Source organism: Bradyrhizobium sp. ISRA436 (genome assembly GCF_029910015.1).
GTDB lineage: Bacteria > Pseudomonadota > Alphaproteobacteria > Rhizobiales > Xanthobacteraceae > Bradyrhizobium.
Window position 1 is genome coordinate 1,750,731 of record NZ_CP094519.1, and the last position, 22,074, is coordinate 1,772,804.

The window sequence follows — 22,074 nt, forward strand, 5'->3', positions numbered from 1 at the left end:
GCAATGCCATGTTAAGACGACTTCGTTTCAGGAACACAACCTTGGAAGAAGTCCTGGCGGGCGACCCGCAGCGCCTTCGGAAGCGGTTTCGCGCGTGCTACCAGGCCTCCAAAGAGCACCGATCGGCAAGGCTTGCCAAGCCAGGACGGCCTGTCAGTCAACGGAGTGACTGACCCTACGGGGTTGGGACCTCCGGGATAGCGGCGCGCCAGCTATCGCCCGGAGGTCGCCAAGGAGATTCGTGCACGGCTGCCTGATTGCCGAGGCGCGGTCCTACCGCGCACCCGCCCCATCCAGCGCCGCCAGCCGCTCCGCTTCCGCGATGTCGTCCATCGTGTTGGCGTTGAAGAACGGGTCGAGCGGGGTGGTCGGCCAGGTGACGGTCGCAAGCTTGTAACCCGCGGTCCAGCGGTCGATCTTCCTCACGTCCTCGACGACCAGTGCGTGGCGCAGTTCGTCGCGCAGTCCAACGCTCCACAGTCCGATCACCGGATGCGACTGGCCGCCGGAAGCGGCGACTGCGAGCTTCGCGTCCTGCTCGGCGAGCGCCCGGTAAAGCCGCGCCACCAGGTCGCGCGGCAGGAACGGGCAGTCGGCGGCGGCGCTCAGCACCAGCGAGACATCAGGCCGGTTCGTCGCGACCCAATCGAGTGCGGCAAGTATGCCGGCGAGCGGGCCGGGGAAATCCGCAACCGTGTCGGCGATCACGGGCAACCCGAACGCGGCGAAGCGCGCGGGATCGCCGTTGGCGTTGAGGACAAGGCCGCCGCATTGCGGCGCCAGCCGCGCGATCACGCGCTCGAGGATGGTGCGGCCGGCGATCGTGCGCATCGGCTTGTCACCGCCGCCCATTCGCCGCGCCAGGCCGCCAGCGAGGAGAACGCCAGGGATATTAGTCGTCACGCGCTTCGCCCTTGCGTTTGTGCAGCGCCGATTCCTCCTCGACATAGTCGAGGTTCTGGTCGAACACGAGGCGCTCCTGCCCCGACAATGCGATGAAGCGTTTGCCGCGCGTGCGGCCGACCAGCGTCAGCCCGACCTGCCGCGCCAGCTCGACGCCCCAGGCGGTGAAGCCCGACCGCGACACCAGGATCGGAATCCCCATCCGCACCGTCTTGATCACCATCTCCGAGGTCAGCCGTCCCGTGGTGTAGAGGATCTTGTCGCCGGGATCGACCCCGTGGCGGTAGATCCAGCCGGCGATCTTGTCGACGGCGTTGTGACGGCCGACGTCCTCGGTGTAGCAGAGCGGGGTGCCTTCCTTGCACAGTACGCAGCCATGGATCGCGCCGGCTTCGAGATAGAGCGAGGGCATGGTGTTGATCGTGTGCGTCATCTGGTAAAGCCAGGAGGTGCGCAGTTCGGATTTCGGCAGCACGACGCTTTCGACCGCCTCCAGCAGATCGCCGAATGCGGTGCCCTGCGCGCAGCCTGAGGTCTGCGTGCGCTTCTTCAGCTTCTGCTCGAAATTGGTGTGGTGCTCGGTGCGGACGACCACCACCTGGAGATCGCCGTGATATTCGACCTCGGTGACGACATCGTCGTATTTGAGCATGTTCTGGTTCAGGAGATAGCCGAGCGCCAGGTATTCCGGATAGTCGCCGATCGTCATCATGGTGACGATCTCCTGCGCATTGAGGTACAGCGTCAGCGGCCGCTCCACCGGCACCTTGATCTCGACCGCAGCTCCGGTCTGGTCGGTACCCTTGACGCGCTCGGTCAGGCGCGGATCGTCCGGATTGGGGACGATCAGGGGAACGGGCGCTTTCTCGATCTTCATCATGTCGGTCAGGCTAGCATGACAAGGGCCTACAACCGATATAAGCATGTGGGAAGCCAAGTAAAATACGGCTCCGTCATTGCGAGCGCAGCGAAGCAGTCCATCTATCCACCCGGTGGAGCCATGCTCCGCTCCTCGCAATGACGGGGCGAGCCGGTTCCGTCATGGAGAGCGAAGTCAGATGAAAGTGATAGGCCTCGCGGGATGGAGCGGCGCCGGCAAGACTACCTTGCTGTCGCGGGTGATCCCGCACCTGCTCGGCCGCGGCTTGCGCGTCTCCGTGATCAAGCACGCCCATCACGAGTTCGACGTCGACGTCCCCGGCAAGGATTCCTGGGTGCACCGGCAGTCCGGCGCCACCGAGGTGCTGGTGTCCTCGACACGGCGCTGGGCGCTGATGCACGAGCTGCGCGGCGCGAGCGAGCCGCGGCTGCCGGAACTGCTCGCCAAGATGGCGCGGGTCGATCTGGTGGTGGTGGAGGGCTTCAAGCGCGAGCCGATCAACAAGATCGAGGTGCATCGCGCGGCCAACGGCAAGCCGCTGCTGTTTCCCCACGATGCGACCGTGGTCGGGATCGCAAGCGACGTCGCGGTTGAAACCACGCTGCCGGTGGCTCATCTCGACGACATCGAGGAGGTCGCCAAATTGATGCTGCGGGCGGCGATTCCGGTCGCCGACGTGCTGGCGATGGCTTCGGCCGGGAGCTGAAACATGACGATCTCCAGTTTGATCAGTCTATCCGCGAGTTCACATCACCTCCCCCGCAAGCGGGAGAGGGGGCGCAGCTCCGCCGCGGTAGCAGGTCGACGTCATCTCATTCCACTCTGAAGAGGCTGAATGGCGCAACTGTCCGACGATTGCTTTGCCTTTGGCGGGCCGATGATGTCGGTGGACGAGGCGGTGCGCCTGATCGCTGCGCGTGTCACCGCAGTCGCAGATGTCGAGACGGTGACGCTTGCGGCTGCCGACGGTCGAGTGCTTGCCGGCGACATCGCGGCGCCCGTGCCCTTGCCGCCGTTCACGAACTCTGCGGTCGATGGTTATGCGGTGGCGAGCGGCGACCTGCCGCAGGCCGATGCACAAGCCTTTCCATTATCCGGCCGCGTGCAAGCCGGCGCCTCGGCGCAGGCCGCGCTGAAACCGGGCGAGGCGATGCGCATCTTCACGGGGGCGCCGATGCCTGATGGCGCGGACACCGTGTTCATGCAGGAAGATGTCCGCCTCGAGCACGACAAGGTCGTTCTGCCGGCGGGGCTGAAGCCCGGCGCCAATGTCCGCCCGGCGGGTGAGGACATTCCGCTCGGACATGTGGCATTGCAGGCCGGCCAGCGGCTGCGGCCGCAGGATGTGGCGCTCGCGGCAGCGCTCGGCCTGACCGAACTCGCCGTCGTCAGGCGGCTGCGCGTTGCGGTGTTCTCGACCGGCAATGAGCTGGTCTCGCCCGGCGAACACCGCGCGGCGCCACAGCTTTTCGACTCCAACCGCTTCATGCTGATGGCGATGCTGCGCCGGCTCGGCTGCGAGATCAGCGATCTCGGAATCCTGCGCGATGAACGCGCGGCACTTGCGGCGGCGCTGCGCAACGTCGCCGGCGCGCATGATCTGATCCTCACCACCGGCGGTGTCTCGACCGGCGAGGAGGATCACGTCAAGGCCGGTATCGAGGCGGTCGGCAAGCTCGTGCTGTGGCGAATGGCGATCAAGCCGGGGCGGCCGGTCGCGATGGGCATCATCGAGGGCACGCCGTTGATCGGGCTACCGGGAAATCCAGTGGCGAGCTTCGTCACCTTCGTTCACGTGGTGCGCCCGACCGTGCTGGCGCTGATGGGCGCGCGGCAGGAGCCGCTGGTTCCGCTGCCGGTGCGCGCGGCCTTCACATACAAGAAGAAGTTCGGGCGGCGCGAATATGTGCGTGTCAATCTCCGCGAAACGCATGACGGTGCGCGCGAGGCGATCAAGTTTCCGCGCGAAGGCGCCGGGCTGTTGTCGTCACTGGTCGACACCGACGGGCTCGTCGAACTGGGCGAGCAGGTGACGCGCGTCGAGCCGGGCCAGATGGTCGGCTTCCTGTCCTATGCAAACCTGATGTGAGCGTTGACGATGCGCAGTCGCTTCGCCATGTTCGAGCCATGACCACGACAAAGCTCGACCTCACCGGCTTGAAATGTCCGCTGCCCGCATTGAAGACGCGCAAGGCGCTCAAGAGCGTGACACCCGGAGATTTTCTCGAAGTGCATTGCACCGATCCGCTTTCGGTGATCGACATCCCGAACCTCATTCGCGAAACCGGCGACAAGGTCGAGATCACTGAACGAAGCGACGTCCGCATCGTCTTCCTGATCGAGAAGATGAATGGAGCGATAGACAAGTCAAATGCTGCATCGCCGCGTATCAACTAGACGCGGCTTGATATCTACCTTTTGCCTATCGACACCTATTCCGGCTTCTGCACGAATTGATAATCTCCACTGGGGTGTGGAGACGGAGTCGTGCCTGGGAAGCGGCGCGAGGGTGGGCATAGGGCAGACCTCCCTCCAGATCGGCCGCACGACCGCAGGCATATCCGGCCGCGTCGGGTGTTAGAATTCCAAAATGCGCATGGTGGTCCCGGCGCATGCAACGAATTGTGCGGAACAACAGCATCAAGGTTGCGCCGCAACGGGTGGAAGCGGGATCGAATACGGCAGACGCGCTGGGAAGGACGGCGGCTGCAGGGGAGGCTACAATGACGACGATGAGCAGCGCCGGAACTGTATCCGCAGCAGGCGCAGGTATCCTTGACAGGGAGCGGACGGTTGCGACCGCCGGCTTCAACCGTTGGCTGGTGCCGCCCGCCGCGCTCTGCATTCATCTCTGCATCGGCATGGCCTATGGCTTCTCGGTGTTCTGGCTGCCGCTGTCGCGTGCGATCGGGCTGAACGCGCCGAAGGCCTGCCCGGACATTTCGCTGCTCGGTGAATTGTTCACGACCACTTGCGACTGGAAGGTCGCGAGCCTCGGGTGGATGTTCACATTGTTCTTCGTGCTGCTCGGCGTTTCCGCTGCGATCTGGGGCGGATGGCTCGAGCGCGCCGGACCGCGCAAGGCGGGCGTGGTCGCGGCGCTGTGCTGGGGCGGCGGACTGATCATCGCCGCGCTCGGCATCTACGTGCATCAGCTCTGGATCATGTGGCTCGGTGCCGGCGTGATCGGTGGCGTCGGTCTCGGCCTCGGTTACATCTCGCCGGTCTCGACGCTGATCAAGTGGTTCCCCGACCGCCGCGGCATGGCGACCGGCATGGCGATCATGGGATTCGGCGGCGGCGCGATGATCGGTGCGCCACTCGCCAACCTGCTGATCAACTACTTCAAGACGCCGACCTCGGTCGGCGTCTGGGAGACGTTCGTCGCGATGGGCGTCATCTATTTCGTATTCATGATGATCGGCGCCTTCGCTTATCGCGTGACCCCGCCGGGCTGGCAGCCGGACGGCTGGACGCCGCCGAGCGAGAAGAAGTCGATGATCTCGGAGCACAATGTGCATCTGGATAATGCGCACAAGACGCCGCAGTTCTGGCTGATCTGGTGGGTGCTCTGCTTGAACGTGTCGGCCGGCATCGGTGTGATCGGCATGGCCTCGCCGATGCTTCAGGAGATCTTCGCGGGCAAGCTGATCGGACATCCTGAGCTGGCGTTCGGTCAGCTCTCGGTCGAGCAGAAGACCGTCATCGCCGGAATTGCCGCGGGCTTTGCCGGCCTGCTGTCGCTGTTCAACATCGGTGGCCGCTTTTTCTGGGCCTCGCTGTCGGACTATATCGGCCGCAAGAACACCTACTACACCTTCTTCGTTCTCGGCATCGCGCTCTATGCGCTGGCGCCGACCTTTGCGGCGATGGGCTCGAAGCTCCTCTTCGTGCTCGGCTTCGGCATCATCCTGTCGATGTATGGCGGTGGCTTCTCCACGGTGCCGGCTTATCTCGCCGACATGTTCGGCACCCAGTTCGTCGGCGCCATTCATGGCCGGCTGCTGACGGCATGGTCGACGGCCGGCATCATCGGTCCGGTGGTGGTGAACTACATCCGCGAATTCCAGCTCGCCGCCGGCGTGCCGCGCGACCAGCTCTACAACACGACGATGTACATCCTGTGCGCCATGCTGATCGCGGGCCTGATCTGCAACTATCTGATCAAGCCGGTCGATCCGAAATGGCACATGAGCGAGGAGGAGGTCGCCAAGTTGCAGGCGGCAAGCGCCAAGAGCGACGCGGCGATCCAGCATGGGTCGTTCGGCATCGGCAAGGGCGGCCTGGACGGCAAGGCGGCGCTGTTCTGGCTGTTCGTCGGCATTCCGCTGGCCTGGGGCGTCTGGAAGACGCTGGAGAGCGCCGTCAAGATCCTCTGATTTCATGTCACGCAGTCCGCGGAACGAGCAGGCTCGTTCCGCGGCTTGCCTCGTCTTTCAATTCAATGGATAGACCAAAAGGGAATTTCCCAATGTTTCGCATCGGAACCTGTCTCGCCGCTATGCTGCTCGTATCAGGCAGGCTGCATATGGCATCGGCCAGACCGCTTCGCCGGCCGCGCCTGCGCCGGCCTCGACCACGGCCAAATCGTCGAAGATCAAGCTGACGATGAAGAAGCTGAAGAGCATGAAGGCGCACTGGAGAGCCGACAAACCGAAGCTGAAAGCCTGTCGCAAGGAGGTGAAGGCCAAGGGGCTGACCGGCGACGACCCCCGGTTCTACATCGCGGATTGCATGGAGAAGACGAACCGGTACTTCGCAAATGCGTTGGGATCAGGGGGCGTGACAGCGGCGGCTGCATGCCCCCTAATGCTGTTTGGAACACTTCGAATTTAATTGGCATCTGGCATGCCAAGGGGCTAGACTATTGATCTGACAGCGGTAACGAGACGCCTATGACGACGCATGACGTGCACCAGGTTCGCAGCTTCGAGCACCCCGGCGCGGGGCGGAAGCGCGCGAAACCTACCCCCAAGGGCCGCCAGGTCGACCCGGCCGCGGCCCACGAGGTCGAGCAACTGCTCGGCAACCGGCCGCGGCAGCGCGACATGCTGATCGAGTTCCTGCACCTGATCCAGGACCGCTACCACCAAATCTCGGCGGCGCATCTCGCCGCCCTTGCCGACGAGATGAAGCTGTCGTTTGCCGAGGTGTTCGAGACCGCCACCTTCTACGCGCATTTCGACGTGGTGAAGGAAGGAGAGCCCGATATCGCCCCGCTGACCATCCGCGTCTGCGACTCGCTGACCTGCGCGATGCTCGGCTCGGAGCAGCTCCTGCAGGATTTGCAGAGCGCGGCCGGCCCGGGCATCCGCGTCGTGCGCGCGCCCTGCGTCGGCCGCTGCGACACCGCGCCCGCCGCCGAGGTCGGGCACAATTTCATCGATCACGCCACCGTCGACAATGTGCTGGCGACGGCGAAAGCCCAAGACACGCATGCGCATCTGCCCTCCTATATCGACTACGACACTTATGTCGCCGATGGCGGCTACAGGCTGCTCAACCGATTGCGTTCGGGCGAGCTCGCGAAAGAAGGCCTGCTGAAGGCGCTCGACGACGCCAGCCTGCGTGGGCTCGGCGGCGCTGGCTTCCCGACGGGCCGGAAATGGCGCGCGGTGCTTGGCGAGCCCGGCCCGCGGCTGATGGCCGTCAACGGTGACGAGGGCGAGCCCGGCACCTTCAAGGACCGCGTCTATCTCGAAAGGGATCCGCATCGCTTCCTCGAGGGCACGCTGATCGGCGCGCACGTGGTGGAGGCGTCTGAGGTCTACATCTACATCCGTGACGAATATCCGGCCTGCCGCGAAATCCTCGAACGCGAGATCGCGAAGCTGCCCGCCGGCGGCCCGAAGCTGCACATGCGCCGCGGCGCCGGCGCCTATATCTGCGGCGAGGAATCCTCGCTGCTCGAGAGCATCGAGGGCAAGCGCGGGCTGCCGCGGCACAAGCCGCCTTATCCGTTCCAGGTCGGCCTGTTCGGCCTGCCGACGCTGATCAACAATGTCGAGACGCTGTGGTGGGTGCGCGATATCGTCGAGAAGGGCGCCGACTGGTGGAAGAGCCATGGCCGCCACGACCGGCTCGGGCTGCGCAGCTTCTCGGTCTCGGGGCGGGTGAAGAACCCCGGCATGAAGCTGGCACCGGCCGGCATCACGGTGCGCGAATTGATCGACGAATATTGCGGCGGCATGGCCGACGGCCACAGCTTCCACGCCTATCTGCCGGGCGGCGCGTCGGGCGGCATCCTGCCGGCGGCGATGGACGACATTCCGCTCGATTTCGGTACGCTGGAGAAATATGGCTGCTTCATCGGCTCCGCCGCGATCATCATCTTGTCGCAGCAGGACAGCGTGAAGGCGGCGGCATTGAACCTGATGCGCTTCTTCGAGGACGAGAGCTGCGGCCAGTGCACGCCGTGCCGCGTCGGCACCCAGAAGGCGGCGCAGCTGATGGAACGGCCGGTCTGGAACCGGGCGCTGCTCGACGAGCTGAGCCAGGCGATGCGCGATGCATCGATCTGCGGCCTCGGGCAGGCTGCCTCCAATCCGCTGACATCAGTGATTAAATACTTCCCCGACGAGTTCAAGGAAGCTGCCGAATGACCAGGATCACGTTCGAGCTCGACGGCAAGCAGGTCGAGGCCAATCCCGGCGAAACCATCTGGCAAGTCGCAAAACGCCAAGGCAACGAGATTCCGCATCTCTGCTACTCGCCGGCGCCGGACTATCGGCCCGACGGCAATTGCCGCGCCTGCATGGTCGAGATCGAGGGCGAGCGCGTGCTGGCGGCGTCCTGCAAGCGCACGCCGAGCGTCGGCATGAAGGTCAAGACCGCAAGCGATCGCGCCGTTGCCGCGCAGAAGATGGTGATGGAGCTCCTGGTCGCCGACCAGCCGGCGCGCGAGACCTCGCACGATCCGGACTCCAAGTTCTGGCACTGGGCTGAGAAGACCGGCGTCACTGAAAGCCGGTTTCCGGCCGCGGAACGCTGGACGACCGATGCCAGCCACCCGGCGATGCGCGTCAATCTGGACGCTTGCATCCAGTGCGGATTATGCGTGCGCGCCTGCCGCGAGGTGCAGGTCAACGACGTCATCGGCATGGCTTATCGTAGTCACGGCTCAAAAGTCGTGTTCGACTTCGACGACCCGATGGGCGAGTCGACCTGTGTCGCCTGCGGCGAATGCGTGCAGGCCTGCCCGACCGGCGCGCTGATGCCGGCGGTGATGCTCGACGACAGGCAGGAGCGCGTCACCTATCCTGACCGCAAGGTGGATTCGCTGTGCCCGTATTGCGGCGTCGGCTGCCAGGTCACCTACCAGGTCAAGGACGAGAAGGTGATCTACGCCGAGGGGCGCGACGGTCCGGCCAATCACAACCGGCTGTGCGTCAAGGGCCGTTTCGGCTTCGACTACATCCATCACCCCAACCGCCTGACCAAGCCGCTGGTGCGGCTGCCCAATGTCAAGAAGGATCCGAACGACCAGGTCGATCCGGCCAATCCCTACACCCACTTCCGGGAAGCTTCGTGGGAGGAGGCGCTGGACCTCGCGGCGCGGGGCTTGAAGACGATCCGCGACAAGAAGGGCGTCAAGGCGCTCGCCGGCTTCGGCTCGGCCAAGGGCTCCAACGAGGAGGCCTATCTGTTCCAGAAGCTGGTGCGCACCGGCTTCGGCTCCAACAATGTCGACCATTGCACGCGGCTTTGCCACGCCTCGTCGGTGGCGGCGCTGACGGAAGGCCTCAACTCCGGCGCGGTGTCGGCGCCGTTCGCCGCGGCGATGGACGCCGAAGTGATCTGGGTGATCGGCGCCAATCCGACCGTGAACCATCCGGTCGCGGCGACCTTCATCAAGAACGCGGCCAAGAACGGCGCCAAGCTCTACGTGATGGATCCGCGCCGGCAGACGCTGTCGCGCCACGCGACGCAGCATTTGCAATTCAAGCCGGGCAGCGATGTCGCAATGCTGAACGCGATGATCCATACGATCATCACCGAAGGCCTGACGGACGATCAGTACATCGCCGGCTACACCGAGGGCTTTGATGAGCTGAAGGAGAAGATCAAGGATTTCCCGCCGGAGAAGATGGCGCCGATTTGCGGTATCCCGGCGGAGACCCTGCGCGAGGTGGCGCGGACCTACGCGAAAGCGAAGTCGTCGATCATCTTCTGGGGCATGGGCATCAGCCAGCATGTCCACGGCACTGACAATGCGCGCTGCTTGATCGCGCTCGCGCTGATCACCGGCCAAGTTGGCCGTCCCGGCACCGGGCTGCATCCGCTCCGCGGCCAGAACAACGTGCAAGGCGCCTCCGACGCCGGCCTGATCCCGATGTTTTTGCCGGATTACCAGCCGGTCGATCGCACCGATCTGCGCGCGCCGTTCGAACAGCTCTGGCAGCAGCAGCTCGATCCGGTGCGCGGCCTGACCGTGGTCGAGATCATGAACGCGATCCATGCCAGCGAGATCCACGGCATGTATGTCGAGGGCGAAAACCCCGCGATGTCGGATCCCGATCTGCAGCATGCCCGCGAGGCATTGGCCAAGCTCGATCATCTGGTGGTGCAGGATCTCTTCGTCACCGAGACCGCGTTCCATGCCGACGTGATCCTGCCGGCCTCGGCGTTCGCCGAGAAGTCCGGCACCTTCACCAACACCGACCGCCGCGTGCAGCTCGCGCGTGAGGTGATCCGGCCGCCGGGCGACGCGCGCCAGGACCTCTGGATCATCCAGGAGATCGCCAGGCGCATGGGCCTGCCGTGGAACTACGGCGGCCCCGCCGATGTGTTCGCCGAAATGACCGAGGTGATGCCGTCGCTCAAGAACATCACCTGGGAGCGCCTGGTGCGCGAGGGCGCAGTGACTTATCCGGTCGACGATCCGCATCAGCCCGGCAACGAGATCATCTTCACCACGGGCTTCCCGACCGAGAGCGGGCGCGGCAAGATCGTGCCGGCGCACGTCATCCCGCCGGATGAGCTGCCCGACGACGAGTACCCGATGGTGCTGTCGACCGGCCGCGTGCTCGAGCACTGGCACACCGGTTCGATGACGCGCCGCGCCGCCGTGCTCGACCAGATCGAGCCGGAGGCGGTCGCGTTCATGGCGCCGAAGGACATGCGCCGCCTCGAGCTCTGGCCGGGCGATTTCATCCGCCTGCAGACCCGCCGCGGCGCGGTCGAGGTCAAGGTGCGTTCCGACCGCGACGTGCCCGAGAACATGGTGTTCATGCCGTTCTGCTACGCCGAGGCGGCGGCCAACCTGCTGACCAATCCGGCGCTCGATCCGTTCGGCAAGATTCCGGAATTCAAGTTCTGCGCGGTGCGCGCCGAAAAGGCCGAATTCCGCTCGGCGGCGGAGTAGGTGCTGCTGGATTCATGCTTGAAGTGAGCCGTTGAGGGAGCATGCCGTGTGGCACCTCCCTCCCTAACCCTCCCCCGCAAGGGGCAGGGCAATCACGCGTCCACGTCTTTGGTTTCCCACGTGAAGGAAGACGTGGATGGCCGGGACAGGCCCGGCCATGACGACGTGGAAACGTCTGCCCCGGACCTCGCCGATGTCATATGCGATTGCCCTGCTGCAAGGGGAGGAGGGAACGTGTCCGCATGTGCCTTACGCACGTGTCCCAAACATCGTCTGCGTTTCTTTAATATGTTCACAACGTGAGGTGAGCACGCTGATCGGGCTCCCTCCGCCCTTGTGGGGGAGGGGCCGGGAGAGAGGTAAGCCCCAGGCGAGCTGACCGATCGAAGCCTCGCGCTGCATTCACTCCGCGGCGGCGGGCGTCGTCTTGGCGGTCTCCAGCGCCGCAGCGATGGCGTCGTCGACGCGTTCGAGCCAGATGAATTCCAGCTTGGCTCGCGCGCTCGCCGGGATGTCGTCGAAGTCGCGCTTGTTGCGCGCCGGCAGCATCACGCGGGTCAGGCCGGCTGCGGCGGCGGCGACGACCTTCTCCTTGATACCGCCGACCGGAAGCACGAGGCCGCGCAGCGAGATCTCGCCGGTCATCGCGGTGTCACTGCGGACGGTGCGCTCGGTCAGCAGTGAGGTCAGTGCCGTGAACATCGCTACGCCCGCGCTCGGACCGTCCTTCGGCGTCGCGCCCGCGGGCACGTGAACGTGGATGTCGCTCTTCTCGAAGACGCCAGCATCGATCCCGAGCTGCGAGGCCCGGCTCTTCACCAGCGTGAGCGCGGCCTGCACGCTTTCGCGCATCACCTCGCCAAGCTGGCCGGTGAGGATCAGCGAGCCTCGGCCCGGCGTGCGCGACGCCTCGATGAACAGGATGTCGCCGCCGACCGGGGTCCAGGCGAGCCCGGTCGCAACGCCCGGAATGCTGGTGCGCATCGCGATCTCGTTCTCGAACCGCGGTTGGCCGAGCAGCGGCACGATGTCCTTCGGGGCAATGGTGACATGGCTCGCGCTGCCTTCGGCGATCTGCACCGCGACGTTGCGCAGCACCTTGCCGATCTCGCGCTCCAGATTGCGCACGCCGGCCTCACGGGTGTAGCTGCGGATGATCAGCCTGAGCGCGTCGGCCTCGATCTCGGCCTGCTCGGCCTTCAGGCCGTTGGCCTCGAGCTGGCGGCGGACCAGATAGCGCTTCGCGATCTCGAGCTTCTCCTCCTCGGTATATCCCGCAAGGCTGATGAGCTCCATGCGATCGAGCAGCGGCCCCGGGACGCCGTCGAGCATGTTAGCGGTCGCGATGAAGACGACGCGCGAGAGATCGAACGGCACGCCGAGATAATTGTCGCGGAACGTCGAGTTCTGCTCGGGGTCGAGCACTTCGAGCATCGCCGCCGAGGGATCGCCCTGGATGCCGCGGCCCATCTTGTCGATCTCGTCGAGCATCATCACGCAATTGCGCGCGCCGGCCTTCTTGATCGCCTGGATGATGTTGCCGGGCAGCGCGCCGATATAGGTGCGACGGTGGCCGCGGATCTCCGCCTCTTCATGCACGCCGCCGAGGCTGACGCGGACGAACGGCCGCGCCATCGCGCGCGCGATTGACTGTCCGAGCGAGGTCTTGCCGACGCCGGGCGGCCCGACGAAGCAGAGGATCGGGGCCTTGCCGCTGGGTGCCAGCTTGCGCACCGCCAGATACTCGATGATGCGGCTCTTGATCTTCTCCAGGCCATAGTGGTCAGCGTCAAGGATGCGCCGCGCTTCGGCAATGTCGATCGGCTTCTCGTCCGGAAGGCTCCAGGGCAGATCGATCAGCCAGTCGAGGTAGCTGCGGACCATGCCGGATTCGGCGGCAGCCTCCGGCATCCGTTCGTAGCGGCGCAGCTCCTTCTGCGCCTGGCTTTCGGCCTCCGGCGGCATCTCGGCCGCGGCGATCGCCTTGGTCAGCTCCGCCACTTCGGCCGCCTTGCCGTCGCCTTCGCCGAGCTGGCGCTGGATGGTCGCCATCTGCTCGCGCAGGATCGCCTCGCGTTGCCGCTCGTCGAAGGCGGCCTTGGTCTTCTGCCCGATCTCCTGGCTGAGCCGCAGCACCTCGATGCGCTCGGCGAGATGACGTGACACCTTGTCCATCCGAGCCGCGAGGTCGATCGTCTCGAGGATGTCCTGCCTCTCCTGCGGCTTGATGTCCATGTAGGAGGTCGCAAGATCGGCCAGCGTCGCTGGCGAGCTCGTGCCCTGCAGCGCGGCGATCAATTCCGGCGGCACCTGCGGCAAGAGCTGCGCGGCTTCGAGCGCCTGCCGCTGAAGATTGAGGAAGCGCGCCTCGATCTCCGGGGACGTCGTGGTGGGCTCCGGAATCTGAAGCACACGCGCGGCCAGGAACGGCGTTCCCGGCAGGTAGTCGAGCACACGCATGCGCTGCACACCCTGGCAGACCAAATGATGCGTCTCATCGGGGCCGGTGATATAGCGCACGATATTGGCGACGGTGCCGATGCGGTACAGATCGTCGGGGCCGGGTTCGTCCACCTCAGCGTCGCGCTGCAGCAGGATGCCGATCTGCCGCTGTTCGCGGACGGCCTGCTGGGCCGCAGCAATCGATTTCGCCCGCCCGATCGTGATCGGGACAATGACGTTCGGAAACAGCACGGTGTTGCGTGCCGGGACGATGATGAGGGCATCGCCCGGAATCGGCGTCGTACGTTCGGACGACGAGACCGGCGTCGAGCTTGATGCGTCGGAAGCAGCCATGCCGAACTCCTTAGCTCGATTTTCCAAGCCGCAGCCCGACGCAACCATGCGCGGCGAAGCGGCTGATGGTGTAGCGGCCGGTAGGCAGCTGAATGCGGCGCTCGAACCGGCCTTGCGGCAGCTCGAGGCGCAGGATGCGCGCATTGCGCAGTTCCGGGGGCAGGGTGCGGCGTCCGCTGATCACAAGCGTTCCGCCATCGAGCGCCGCCTCGACGTCGTCGGGGTCGACCCCCGGTAGCGCGACCAGGATCAGGATTTCATCATCCGTTTCGATCACGTCGGTCGGCGGTTCCCAGCTCGGCTCGCGATTTTCTGTGAGCGGATGGATGGTCAGGAATCGCTGGTGCAGGCGCTCGGCGCGGGCGAGCGTCTCGATCGCATCCGACAGCATCCAGTTGATGGGATCCTTGGGCCGCATGGGCAGCTCTCCATGTCGCATTGGGACACAAGGTTACCGATGTTGTCGCCTGCCGTAAACCGGCTCCAGTGCGGGTCAACTGAGGAGACCCTCACGATGTCCCGATCTGCAGCATGCCCATCAGGCCTCGGGCGCGGCTCGCCCTTTATGCCGGGCATATTCGGCATCGCTGTGGGTCCGGGATCGGCCTGGCGCGCCAAGCATCAGCAGGGTCAGGTTGCCTCGCTTCGTCGTGTGAGGTGATCGAGCAGGTTCATCGGCAGCGGGAACACCACGGTCGATGAGCGCTCGCCCGCGATGTCGTGCAGCGCCGCGAAATAGCGCAGCTGCATCGCCTGCGGCTCCTGGGCGAGCATCCGGCCGGCCTCGACGAGCTTCTCGGCGGCCTGCTGCTCGCCCATCGCATTGATCACCTTGGCGCGCCGCAACCGTTCCGCCTCGGCCTGTTTGGCGATCGCCCGCACCATCGTTTCGTTGATGTCGACATCCTTGATCTCGATCGAGGTGACCTTGATCCCCCAGACGTCGGTCTGCTTGTCGAGGATCTCCTGGATGTCGGCGTTCAGCTTGTCGCGCTCCGCGAGCATCTCGTCGAGATCGTGCTTGCCGAGCACCGAGCGCAGCGTGGTCTGCGCGAGCTGACTGGTCGCCGCCATGTAGTCGCCGACCTTGATGATGGCGCGCTCCGCGTCGACGATGCGGAAGTAGAGCACGGCGTTGACCTTGACAGAGACGTTGTCGCGCGAAATCACGTCCTGCGGCGGCACGACTTGCACCATCACCCTGAGATCGACCTTCACGAGTTGCTGCACGACCGGAATCAGGATGATGAGCCCCGGGCCCTTCACACCCGTGAAGCGGCCGAGCGTGAAGATGACGCCGCGCTCGTATTCGCGCAGGATGCGAACCGCCTGCGAGAGAAATATGATGATCAGCAGCGCGATTGCAGCGTAGGTGAGATAGTCGAGCATCATGCTGTACCTCCTTCGCCGGTGGCGGCTGGCGCACGCCGAACCACCAGCGTCAAGCCAACGATGTTGGCCACTTCGACCATCTCTCCGGACCTGAACGTCTCGGTGCCGCGCGCCTGCCAGCGTTCACCGTTGGCGAAGACGTGACCCGTGGTCTCCGACCAGTCGAGCACCTCGGCCGGCAGTCCGCGCATGGCTTGCGCGCCGAGCCGGACAGGACCCTTGCGCGCCCGGCGGAGTGCGCCGAGCACGACCACAATCAGGCCGACCAACATCGCCGCGACAATGCCGATGACCGACCATGACAACCGGTATCCGGGCGCCTCGATCCTGAACAGCATGGCCGCGCCCAACACAAAAGCGATCACGCCTCCGATGCCGATCACGACGGTCGGGTTGAAGGCCTCGAAGGCGAGCAGCGCGATCCCGACCAGCATCAGGGCGAAGCCGGCATAATTGATCGGCAACATGTTGAGGGCGTAGAGGCCGAGCAGCAGGCAGATCGTCCCGACAACTCCCGGCGCCACCGCACCGGGCGACATGAATTCGAAGATCAGGCCGTAAATCCCGACCATCAGGAGAACGAAGGCGACGTTGGGGTCGGTAATGATCGCCAGTGACTTCGCAAGCCAGCCGGGATCGATGGCTTCGATCACGGCGTCCTTCGTCGCCAAATGTTGCGCCTTGCCGCCAGCGACCTCCACCGCCCGACCATCGACCTGCTTCAGCAGGTCGGCCTGGTCTTGCGCGATGAGATCGATGACCTTGGCTTGCAAGGCGCCCTTGGCGGAGAGGGTGGCGGCCTCACGGACCGCCTTCTCGGCCCAGTCGGCATTGCGGCCGCGCAATTCGGCCAGGCTGCGGATGAAGGCGACGGCATCGTTCGTCACCTTCATCGTCATGGTGTCCGTCTCGGACGGGTGGTCGCTGCCCTTCTTGTCCTTGTCGCCCTTCTCCGGGGTGCCGCTCGGCAGGCCCGGTATCGGACTGCCGAGCTGGACCGGCGTCGCGGCGCCGATATTGGTGCCGGGCGCCATGGCTGCGATATGCGTTGCGTAGAGAATATAGGTCCCGGCGCTTGCCGCATGAGCTCCGGAGGGGGCGACGTAGCCGATGACAGGAACGGGCGAGGCGAGCACGTCGGTGATGATCTCGCGCATGCTGCTGCTGAGACCGCCGGGCGTATTCATTCGCAGAATAATGACCTCGGCGCGCCGTTCGGCCGCCTTGGCCAAGGCGTCCTTCACGTAGCTGGCGGTCGCCGGCCCGATCGCGCCGTCGATCGAAATGGTCAGGGCACGGCGGCTGCTATCCTCCGCCGCACCGGGGCGGATCGAGAGAACCAGAGCGACAAGCACGGTCGCCGCAACGAGGGCCGCCCTTACGGTCTGCACGGCAAGCACTCCCTTGCCGAGCATATGGGGGTCCGTTCCGCAACCTCAATATGGGTACGGGATCGCAGGCGACGTACGCTCAGGTCATTGTGCGTTGCGATGGCTCACGCCGCAGCCTTCACTGCGCTCCGGCCAGATATTCATCGGCGAAGCCAGCCATCGCCTGGACGATCTCGTCGATCCCGCCCTCTTCGTTGAAGGGCGTCGGGAGATCGGGAGCGTAACCAGTGAGCCATTCGGTCGCATGCGGTGGCGAGTCATCGCTGGATCGGCGACGTGGCTTGCGGGGAGGTTGGTTGTCTGCCGTGCGCGGCCGATGAAGACGACAGTGGGAGCTGCGCTCACGAGGGAGGTTTGACGAGTTTTACGTCATTCCTTGTCCAAGTGACCTCAAGTTCAGGTCACGCGTTCAATGTCGCGAGGGCCGGATATGAAATCGAGTGCGAATGAGAGCCCGACATCACAGGAGGAGCATAGGAGTGCGCAGGTGATTTCAGAGGTGCTGGACGATGCCGGTGCCGAGCGCGCGCAGCGCGACGTAGGCGGTCATTTCATCCCAGTGAGTGAGGTTGGCCGCGAACGGCTCTAGGGGAGCGCGCGATGATCTTCGATTACTCGCTTGTCGGCGTCGTGTCGATCGGTCTGCTGCGCGTCTATGTGTGCCAGCTGCGCCAGAAGATCGAGGCTGATCCCGAGCGTCCGCAATTCGTGTTGACCGAGGCCGGCATCGGCTGTGCGCGGCGGATTAGTACCCTGCCTCACGCGGAGCCGATCAGTACGCTACGGTCTCTCGCGACAACATACAGCTTCGGAACTTTCGTAGCCGGCGAGGATTGTTTTCTCTCACCGGGAGAAGAAATATGGCAAGAAAGTATTCGAGGAAGACGTCGAGCGACGTTCGACGCGCGATGAAGAAGCGCAGGGCCGGAACGCTGCGCAGCGGTCGCTCCAAGAAGAAGGTGAAGAGCCGCAAGCAGGCGATCGCCATCGGACTGTCGGAGGCGCGGGCCAAGGGCAGGAAGGTACCGAAGAAGAGGTTGGCCAAGAAGCGGAAGACGACGAAGAAGCGCAAGCCCGCCAAGAAGCGGTAGGGCGCGCAAAATCCACCCACCCGTCATTGCGAGCGAAGGCGGAAGCAATCCACCTCTCCGCATACGCGGAAAGATTGATTGCTTCCGCCTTCGCCGATGCTTCGCGGACAAGTCGTCGCTTCGCTCCTCGCAATGACGATAGGTGAAAGCTCACCCCGCCTTGCGCGATCGCGCGCTCGACCGATGGGACTTCTTGGCGGCGCGGCGATGCGAGGTCGGCCGACGCGCCGTCGAGCGCCGTGCGCCGCCCCGGCCCTCAAGGCTCTGCTTCAACGCATCCATCAGGTTTACGACGTTGCTCGGCTTTTCCTCGCGCTCGGCGGTCTTGATCGACTTGCCGGAGGCCTTGCGGCGGACCAGCGCCTTCAGCGCGGTCTCATACTCGTCCTTGAATTTCGATGGATCGAAGTGCGCGGCCTTGCTGTCGAGGATGTGGCCGGCGAGCTCGATCATGTCCTTTGTCACCTTCGGGCTCTTGATGTCGTCGAAATAATCGTCCGCGTCGCGGACCTCATAGGGGTAACGCAGCGTGGTGCCGAGCAGGCCCTTGTCGAGCGGTTCGATCGCGATCACGTGCTCGCGGTTTGTCAGGACGATGCGGGCCAGCGCGACGCGATCCTGGTCCTTCATGGCGTCGCGGATCACCGCGAATGCATCGGCGCCGGTCTTGCCGTCGGGTCGGATGTAATAGGGGTGATCGAGATAGCGCTTGTCGATCTCGCCCTCGGGCACGAAGCTGTCGATGTCGATGGTGTGGTTGCTCTCGATCTGCACGGCCTCGAGCTCGTCCATGTCGATCTCGACAAATTTGCCCTTGCTGATCTCGTAGCCGCGGCCTTTCTGGTCGCCATCGACGACATCGCCGGTCTCGGCGTCGACCATCTGCTGCCTCAGCCGGTTGCCGGTCTCCTTGTTGATCATGTGGAAGCGGGTCTTCTCGACTGCGGTCGAGGCCGGATAGAGCGCCACGGGACATGACACCAGCGAGAGCTTGAGCGTGCCTTTCCAGTAGGCGCGGGGAGCGGCCATGATCGTCTCCAAACAGCTTGAGTTTGGAACCTGAACGGATACCGTTGGTTTTGGTTCCTGATGGCCGCGAAGGGCGGTGGCCGTCGTTTGCGCAGAGGCCCGCACGTGTCGCCGAGAAATCTGTCCACCTATCGCAAGAAGCGCGACTTCGAGAAGACCAGTGAGCCGTCGGGCGATGTCCGGGTCGCGCCGGCGAAGCGGCGGCGCTTTGTCATCCAGAAGCACGATGCGACCCGGCTGCACTATGATTTCCGGCTCGAGTTCGACGGCGTCTTCAAATCCTGGGCGGTGACGCGCGGCCCCTCGCTCGATCCGCACGATAAGCGGTTGGCGGTGGAGGTGGAAGATCATCCGCTCGATTACGGTGATTTCGAAGGCACCATCCCGGAAGGCCAGTATGGCGGCGGCACGGTGCAGCTCTGGGACCGCGGCTATTGGGAGTCTGACGATCCCGAGCGCGGCTTCAAGAAGGGCGACCTGAAATTCACGCTCGACGGCGAGAGGCTGCATGGCAGCTGGGTGCTGGTGCGGATGAAGAGCGATCGCTACGGCGGCAAGCGCACCAACTGGCTGTTGATCAAGCATCGGGACGAATACGCAGTGGATGGCGACGGGGCCGGCATCCTCGAGGACGACCACTCGGTCGCCTCCGGCCGGTCGATGGCGCAGATCGCAGCCGGCAAGGGGCGGGCGCCAAAGCCGTTCATGTTGGCCAAGGGCAACGGCAAGGCCAAGGCCGACGCGGTCTGGCACTCCAATCGCGGCGAGGCCGCCGAGGCGCGGGCTCGAACCAAGGCGCCGCCGCCGAAGGCCCGGCTTGAGGCGCAGCCGAAGCAGGTGTCGGCGATGCCGGATTTCGTCGCGCCGCAACTCTGTGCGGCGGTCGAAACTCCGCCCGGCGGTGCGGGCTGGTGCCATGAAATCAAGTTCGACGGCTACCGGGTGCAGCTCCGCGTCGAGGATGGCGAGGCCGTGCTGAAGACCCGCAAGGGGCTGGACTGGACCGAGAAGTTCGGCGCGATCGCGAAGGAGGCCGGCAAGCTGCCCGACGCCCTGATCGACGGCGAGATCGTCGCGCTCGACCGGGACGGTACGCCGCACTTCTCGACGCTGCAGGCCGCGCTGTCGGACGGCAAGACGGACAAGCTGATCTTCTATGCATTCGACCTGCTGTTTGCCGGCAAGGAGGATCTTCGTCCGTTGCCGTTGAGCGAGCGCAAGGCGCGGCTGAAGCAGTTGCTCAAGGCGCGCAAGGGCAAGGAAAAGCTGATCCGCTATGTCGAGCACTTCGAGGAGGATGGCGAAACCGTGCTGGACTCGGCGCGAAAGCTCGGGCTGGAGGGGATCGTCTCCAAGAAGCTTGCGGCGTCCTATCGGTCCGGCCGGTCGGACGACTGGACAAAGACGAAGGTTCGAGCAGGCCACGAGGTGGTGATCGGCGGCTGGAAGACCACCAACGGCAAATTCCGCTCGTTGATGGCGGGCGTCTATCGCGGCGATCATCTGGCCTTTGTCGGCATTGTCGGCACTGGCTTTGGACAGGACACCGTTCGCCGCATCATGCCGGCGCTGAAAGCGGCAGCGTCCGACAAGAGCCCGTTCGGCGGCGAGGATGCGCCGAACAAGACCTGCGATGTGCATTGGCTGAAGCCGGAGCTGGTTGCCGAGATCGAGTTTGCCGGCTGGACTGAGGGCGGCAATATCCGGCAGGCCGCATTCAAGGGTCTGCGACAGGACAAACCGGCGCACGAGGTGGAGGCCGAGACGCCCGCCGTGACGAAAGTGGTGAAGCCGATGGCCAAGGGTGCGGGGAAGTCATCCGCCGAGGTGATGGGCGTCGTCATCTCCCATCCGGACAAGGAACTGTGGCCCAGCGCCGGCGACGATGAGCCGGTGACGAAACTCGATCTCGCCAGGTATTTCGAGGCCGTCGGCGAATGGATGATCGGCTATCTCAAGGGCCGGCCCTGCTCGATCGTGCGGGGGCCGGATGGCATCAAGGGCGAGACATTCTTTCAGCGGCACGCGATGGCCGGCACCTCGAAGCTCCTGAAGCTCGCCAAGGTTTCCGGCGACCGCAAACCCTATCTGCAGATCGATCAGGTCGAGGGACTGGCTGCGGTCGCGCAGCTTGGTGGGCTCGAGCTGCATCCCTGGAATTGCGCGCCCGATGCCTACGACACGCCGGGCCGGCTGGTGTTCGATCTCGATCCGGCTCCCGATGTTGAATTCAGCGAGGTGATCGACGCCGCCAAGGAGATGCGGAAGCGCCTCTCCGCGGTCGGCCTCGAAAGCTTCTGCAAGACCACCGGCGGCAAGGGCCTGCACGTCGTGACGCCGCTGCTTCACGGCGCCAATGACAAAGTGACGTGGAAGGAAGCCAAGGCCTTTGCGCAAGGCATCTGCCAGTGGATGGCGCAGGATGATTCCGAGCGCTATTTGCTCAACATGTCAAAGGCCAAGCGCACGGGAAAGATCTTCCTCGATTATCTGCGCAACGATCGCCTGTCGACGGCGGTCGCGGTGCTGTCGCCGCGTGCACGCGAGGGCGCCACCGTCTCGATGCCGCTGACCTGGACGCAAGTGCGTGGCGATCTCGATCCGAAGAAATATACCATACGAACCGTGCCGGCGCTGCTCGCCAAGACCAAGGCCTGGGACGGCTACGACGATGCGGCGGCCTCGATCAAAGCGGCGATGAAGAAGCTCGCGGCGCGGTAGACCACGCTGGGAGGCACGGCACCCTCAGCCGTCATGCCCCGCGGAGGCGGGGCATCCAGTACGCCGCGGCGGTTTGAGCAAACAATCGGACTCGCGAAGGGGCGTGATATGATGCTTGAACCTTCCATTTGCGAGGAACGGAATTACATCAACGAAAACGGTGGAGGAGAGCTTTGCGATGTCGGCGCCGCTTATCGTTTCAATTCCGCACAATCTCGGTCGTGACGAGGCCATGCGTCGCCTGAAGACGGGCCTGTCGCGTGCGGCGGCGAGCGTGCCGGTGTTGAGCGTCGAGGAAGAGCGTTGGGACGCCAACCGGATGACTTTCCGGGTGCGCGCGCTCGGTCAGGTTGCTGCCGGACACCTCGACGTCGAGGATGCGCATGTGCGGCTGGAGGTGACGTTGCCCTGGCTGCTGCAGCGCTTCGCCGAGGCCGCGCAGGTCGCCATCCAGAAGCGCGGACAGCTGCTGTTGACCAAGCGAGGCTGACTCGCGGCCGTCGCGCT

17 protein-coding genes and 1 pseudogene are annotated in these 22,074 nt (G+C 64.7%); 11 read left to right on the plus strand and 7 right to left on the minus strand.

Translation table 11 applies throughout. The features are described 5' to 3' along the window. Nucleotides 1-273 precede the first annotated feature (273 nt). Both mobA and MTX23_RS08390 read right to left on the minus strand, forming a co-directional pair. The gene (gene mobA / locus MTX23_RS08385; protein ID WP_280978005.1) at nucleotides 274-852 is read right to left on the minus strand and encodes a molybdenum cofactor guanylyltransferase MobA; all 579 of its coding nucleotides are present in this window, start codon (nucleotides 850-852) and stop codon (nucleotides 274-276) included. Between the two features lie 40 nt (nucleotides 853-892). Further along, nucleotides 893-1,783: a formate dehydrogenase accessory sulfurtransferase FdhD gene (locus tag MTX23_RS08390; RefSeq protein ID WP_280976157.1), complete on the minus strand. Its 891-nt coding sequence runs from the start codon at nucleotides 1,781-1,783 to the stop codon at nucleotides 893-895. A 178-nt stretch (nucleotides 1,784-1,961) separates the two neighbouring features. Between MTX23_RS08390 and mobB the strand changes: the two genes are divergently transcribed. From mobB to fdhF, 7 genes are all read left to right on the plus strand, one after another. Beyond that, on the plus strand, nucleotides 1,962-2,489 hold the full coding sequence (mobB, locus tag MTX23_RS08395) for a molybdopterin-guanine dinucleotide biosynthesis protein B (RefSeq protein WP_280976158.1): 528 nt from the start codon (nucleotides 1,962-1,964) through the stop codon (nucleotides 2,487-2,489). A 129-nt stretch (nucleotides 2,490-2,618) separates the two neighbouring features. Beyond that, nucleotides 2,619-3,872, plus strand: a complete 1,254-nt coding sequence (glp, locus tag MTX23_RS08400) for a gephyrin-like molybdotransferase Glp (protein WP_280976159.1) — start codon at nucleotides 2,619-2,621, stop codon at nucleotides 3,870-3,872. Between the two features lie 38 nt (nucleotides 3,873-3,910). Continuing rightward, entirely contained in the window at nucleotides 3,911-4,180 is a 270-nt protein-coding gene (locus MTX23_RS08405) for a sulfurtransferase TusA family protein (RefSeq protein WP_280976160.1), read from the plus strand. 326 nt (nucleotides 4,181-4,506) lie between these two features. Continuing rightward, nucleotides 4,507-6,162 carry an OFA family MFS transporter gene (locus MTX23_RS08410; RefSeq protein ID WP_280976161.1) on the plus strand — a complete coding sequence of 552 codons (1,656 nt, stop codon included), beginning with the start codon at nucleotides 4,507-4,509 and terminating at the stop codon, nucleotides 6,160-6,162. A 229-nt stretch (nucleotides 6,163-6,391) separates the two neighbouring features. Further along, the gene (locus MTX23_RS36350) at nucleotides 6,392-6,619 is read left to right on the plus strand and encodes a hypothetical protein (RefSeq protein ID WP_348637548.1); all 228 of its coding nucleotides are present in this window, start codon (nucleotides 6,392-6,394) and stop codon (nucleotides 6,617-6,619) included. Nucleotides 6,620-6,678: 59 nt separating this feature from the next. Then, nucleotides 6,679-8,385 carry an NADH-ubiquinone oxidoreductase-F iron-sulfur binding region domain-containing protein gene (locus tag MTX23_RS08420; protein ID WP_280976162.1) on the plus strand — a complete coding sequence of 569 codons (1,707 nt, stop codon included), beginning with the start codon at nucleotides 6,679-6,681 and terminating at the stop codon, nucleotides 8,383-8,385. Further along, entirely contained in the window at nucleotides 8,382-11,147 is a 2,766-nt protein-coding gene (fdhF, locus tag MTX23_RS08425; protein WP_280976163.1) for a formate dehydrogenase subunit alpha, read from the plus strand. The genes MTX23_RS08420 and fdhF overlap by 4 nt, the downstream gene beginning before the upstream one ends. Nucleotides 11,148-11,549: 402 nt before the next feature. Here fdhF and lon read toward each other — a convergent pair whose 3' ends face one another. The 4 genes from lon to MTX23_RS08445 form a co-directional block, all read right to left on the minus strand. After that, nucleotides 11,550-13,943: an endopeptidase La gene (lon, locus tag MTX23_RS08430; protein ID WP_280976164.1), complete on the minus strand. Its 2,394-nt coding sequence runs from the start codon at nucleotides 13,941-13,943 to the stop codon at nucleotides 11,550-11,552. Nucleotides 13,944-13,953: 10 nt separating this feature from the next. Beyond that, nucleotides 13,954-14,361 carry an Hsp20/alpha crystallin family protein gene (locus tag MTX23_RS08435; protein WP_280976165.1) on the minus strand — a complete coding sequence of 136 codons (408 nt, stop codon included), beginning with the start codon at nucleotides 14,359-14,361 and terminating at the stop codon, nucleotides 13,954-13,956. A gap of 212 nt (nucleotides 14,362-14,573) precedes the next feature. Beyond that, a complete protein-coding gene (locus MTX23_RS08440; protein WP_280976166.1) occupies nucleotides 14,574-15,335 on the minus strand; it encodes a slipin family protein in 762 nt (253 codons plus the stop codon). Next, complete coding sequence (locus tag MTX23_RS08445) at nucleotides 15,332-16,726, minus strand: nodulation protein NfeD (RefSeq protein ID WP_280978006.1); 1,395 nt, start codon at nucleotides 16,724-16,726, stop codon at nucleotides 15,332-15,334. Before MTX23_RS08445 ends, MTX23_RS08440 begins: the two co-directional genes overlap by 4 nt. Nucleotides 16,727-17,371: 645 nt before the next feature. On the opposite strand from MTX23_RS08445, the pseudogene MTX23_RS08450 reads away from it, so the two are divergent. Then, nucleotides 17,372-17,458 (plus strand): annotated as a pseudogene (locus MTX23_RS08450) (DNA-binding response regulator); the annotation flags it as partial. A 176-nt stretch (nucleotides 17,459-17,634) separates the two neighbouring features. Then, on the plus strand, nucleotides 17,635-17,817 hold the full coding sequence (locus MTX23_RS08455) for a DUF6496 domain-containing protein (RefSeq protein ID WP_280976167.1): 183 nt from the start codon (nucleotides 17,635-17,637) through the stop codon (nucleotides 17,815-17,817). Nucleotides 17,818-17,967: 150 nt separating this feature from the next. Here the strand turns inward: MTX23_RS08455 and MTX23_RS08460 are convergent, their stop codons facing one another. Next, nucleotides 17,968-18,846, minus strand: a complete 879-nt coding sequence (locus MTX23_RS08460; RefSeq protein WP_280976168.1) for a Ku protein — start codon at nucleotides 18,844-18,846, stop codon at nucleotides 17,968-17,970. 60 nt (nucleotides 18,847-18,906) lie between these two features. Here MTX23_RS08460 and ligD point away from each other — a divergent pair, with 60 nt between their 5' ends. After that, nucleotides 18,907-21,567, plus strand: a complete 2,661-nt coding sequence (gene ligD / locus MTX23_RS08465) for a DNA ligase D (RefSeq protein ID WP_280976169.1) — start codon at nucleotides 18,907-18,909, stop codon at nucleotides 21,565-21,567. 178 nt (nucleotides 21,568-21,745) lie between these two features. Further along, entirely contained in the window at nucleotides 21,746-22,057 is a 312-nt protein-coding gene (locus tag MTX23_RS08470) for a polyhydroxyalkanoic acid system family protein (RefSeq protein WP_280976171.1), read from the plus strand. Nucleotides 22,058-22,074 lie beyond the last annotated feature (17 nt).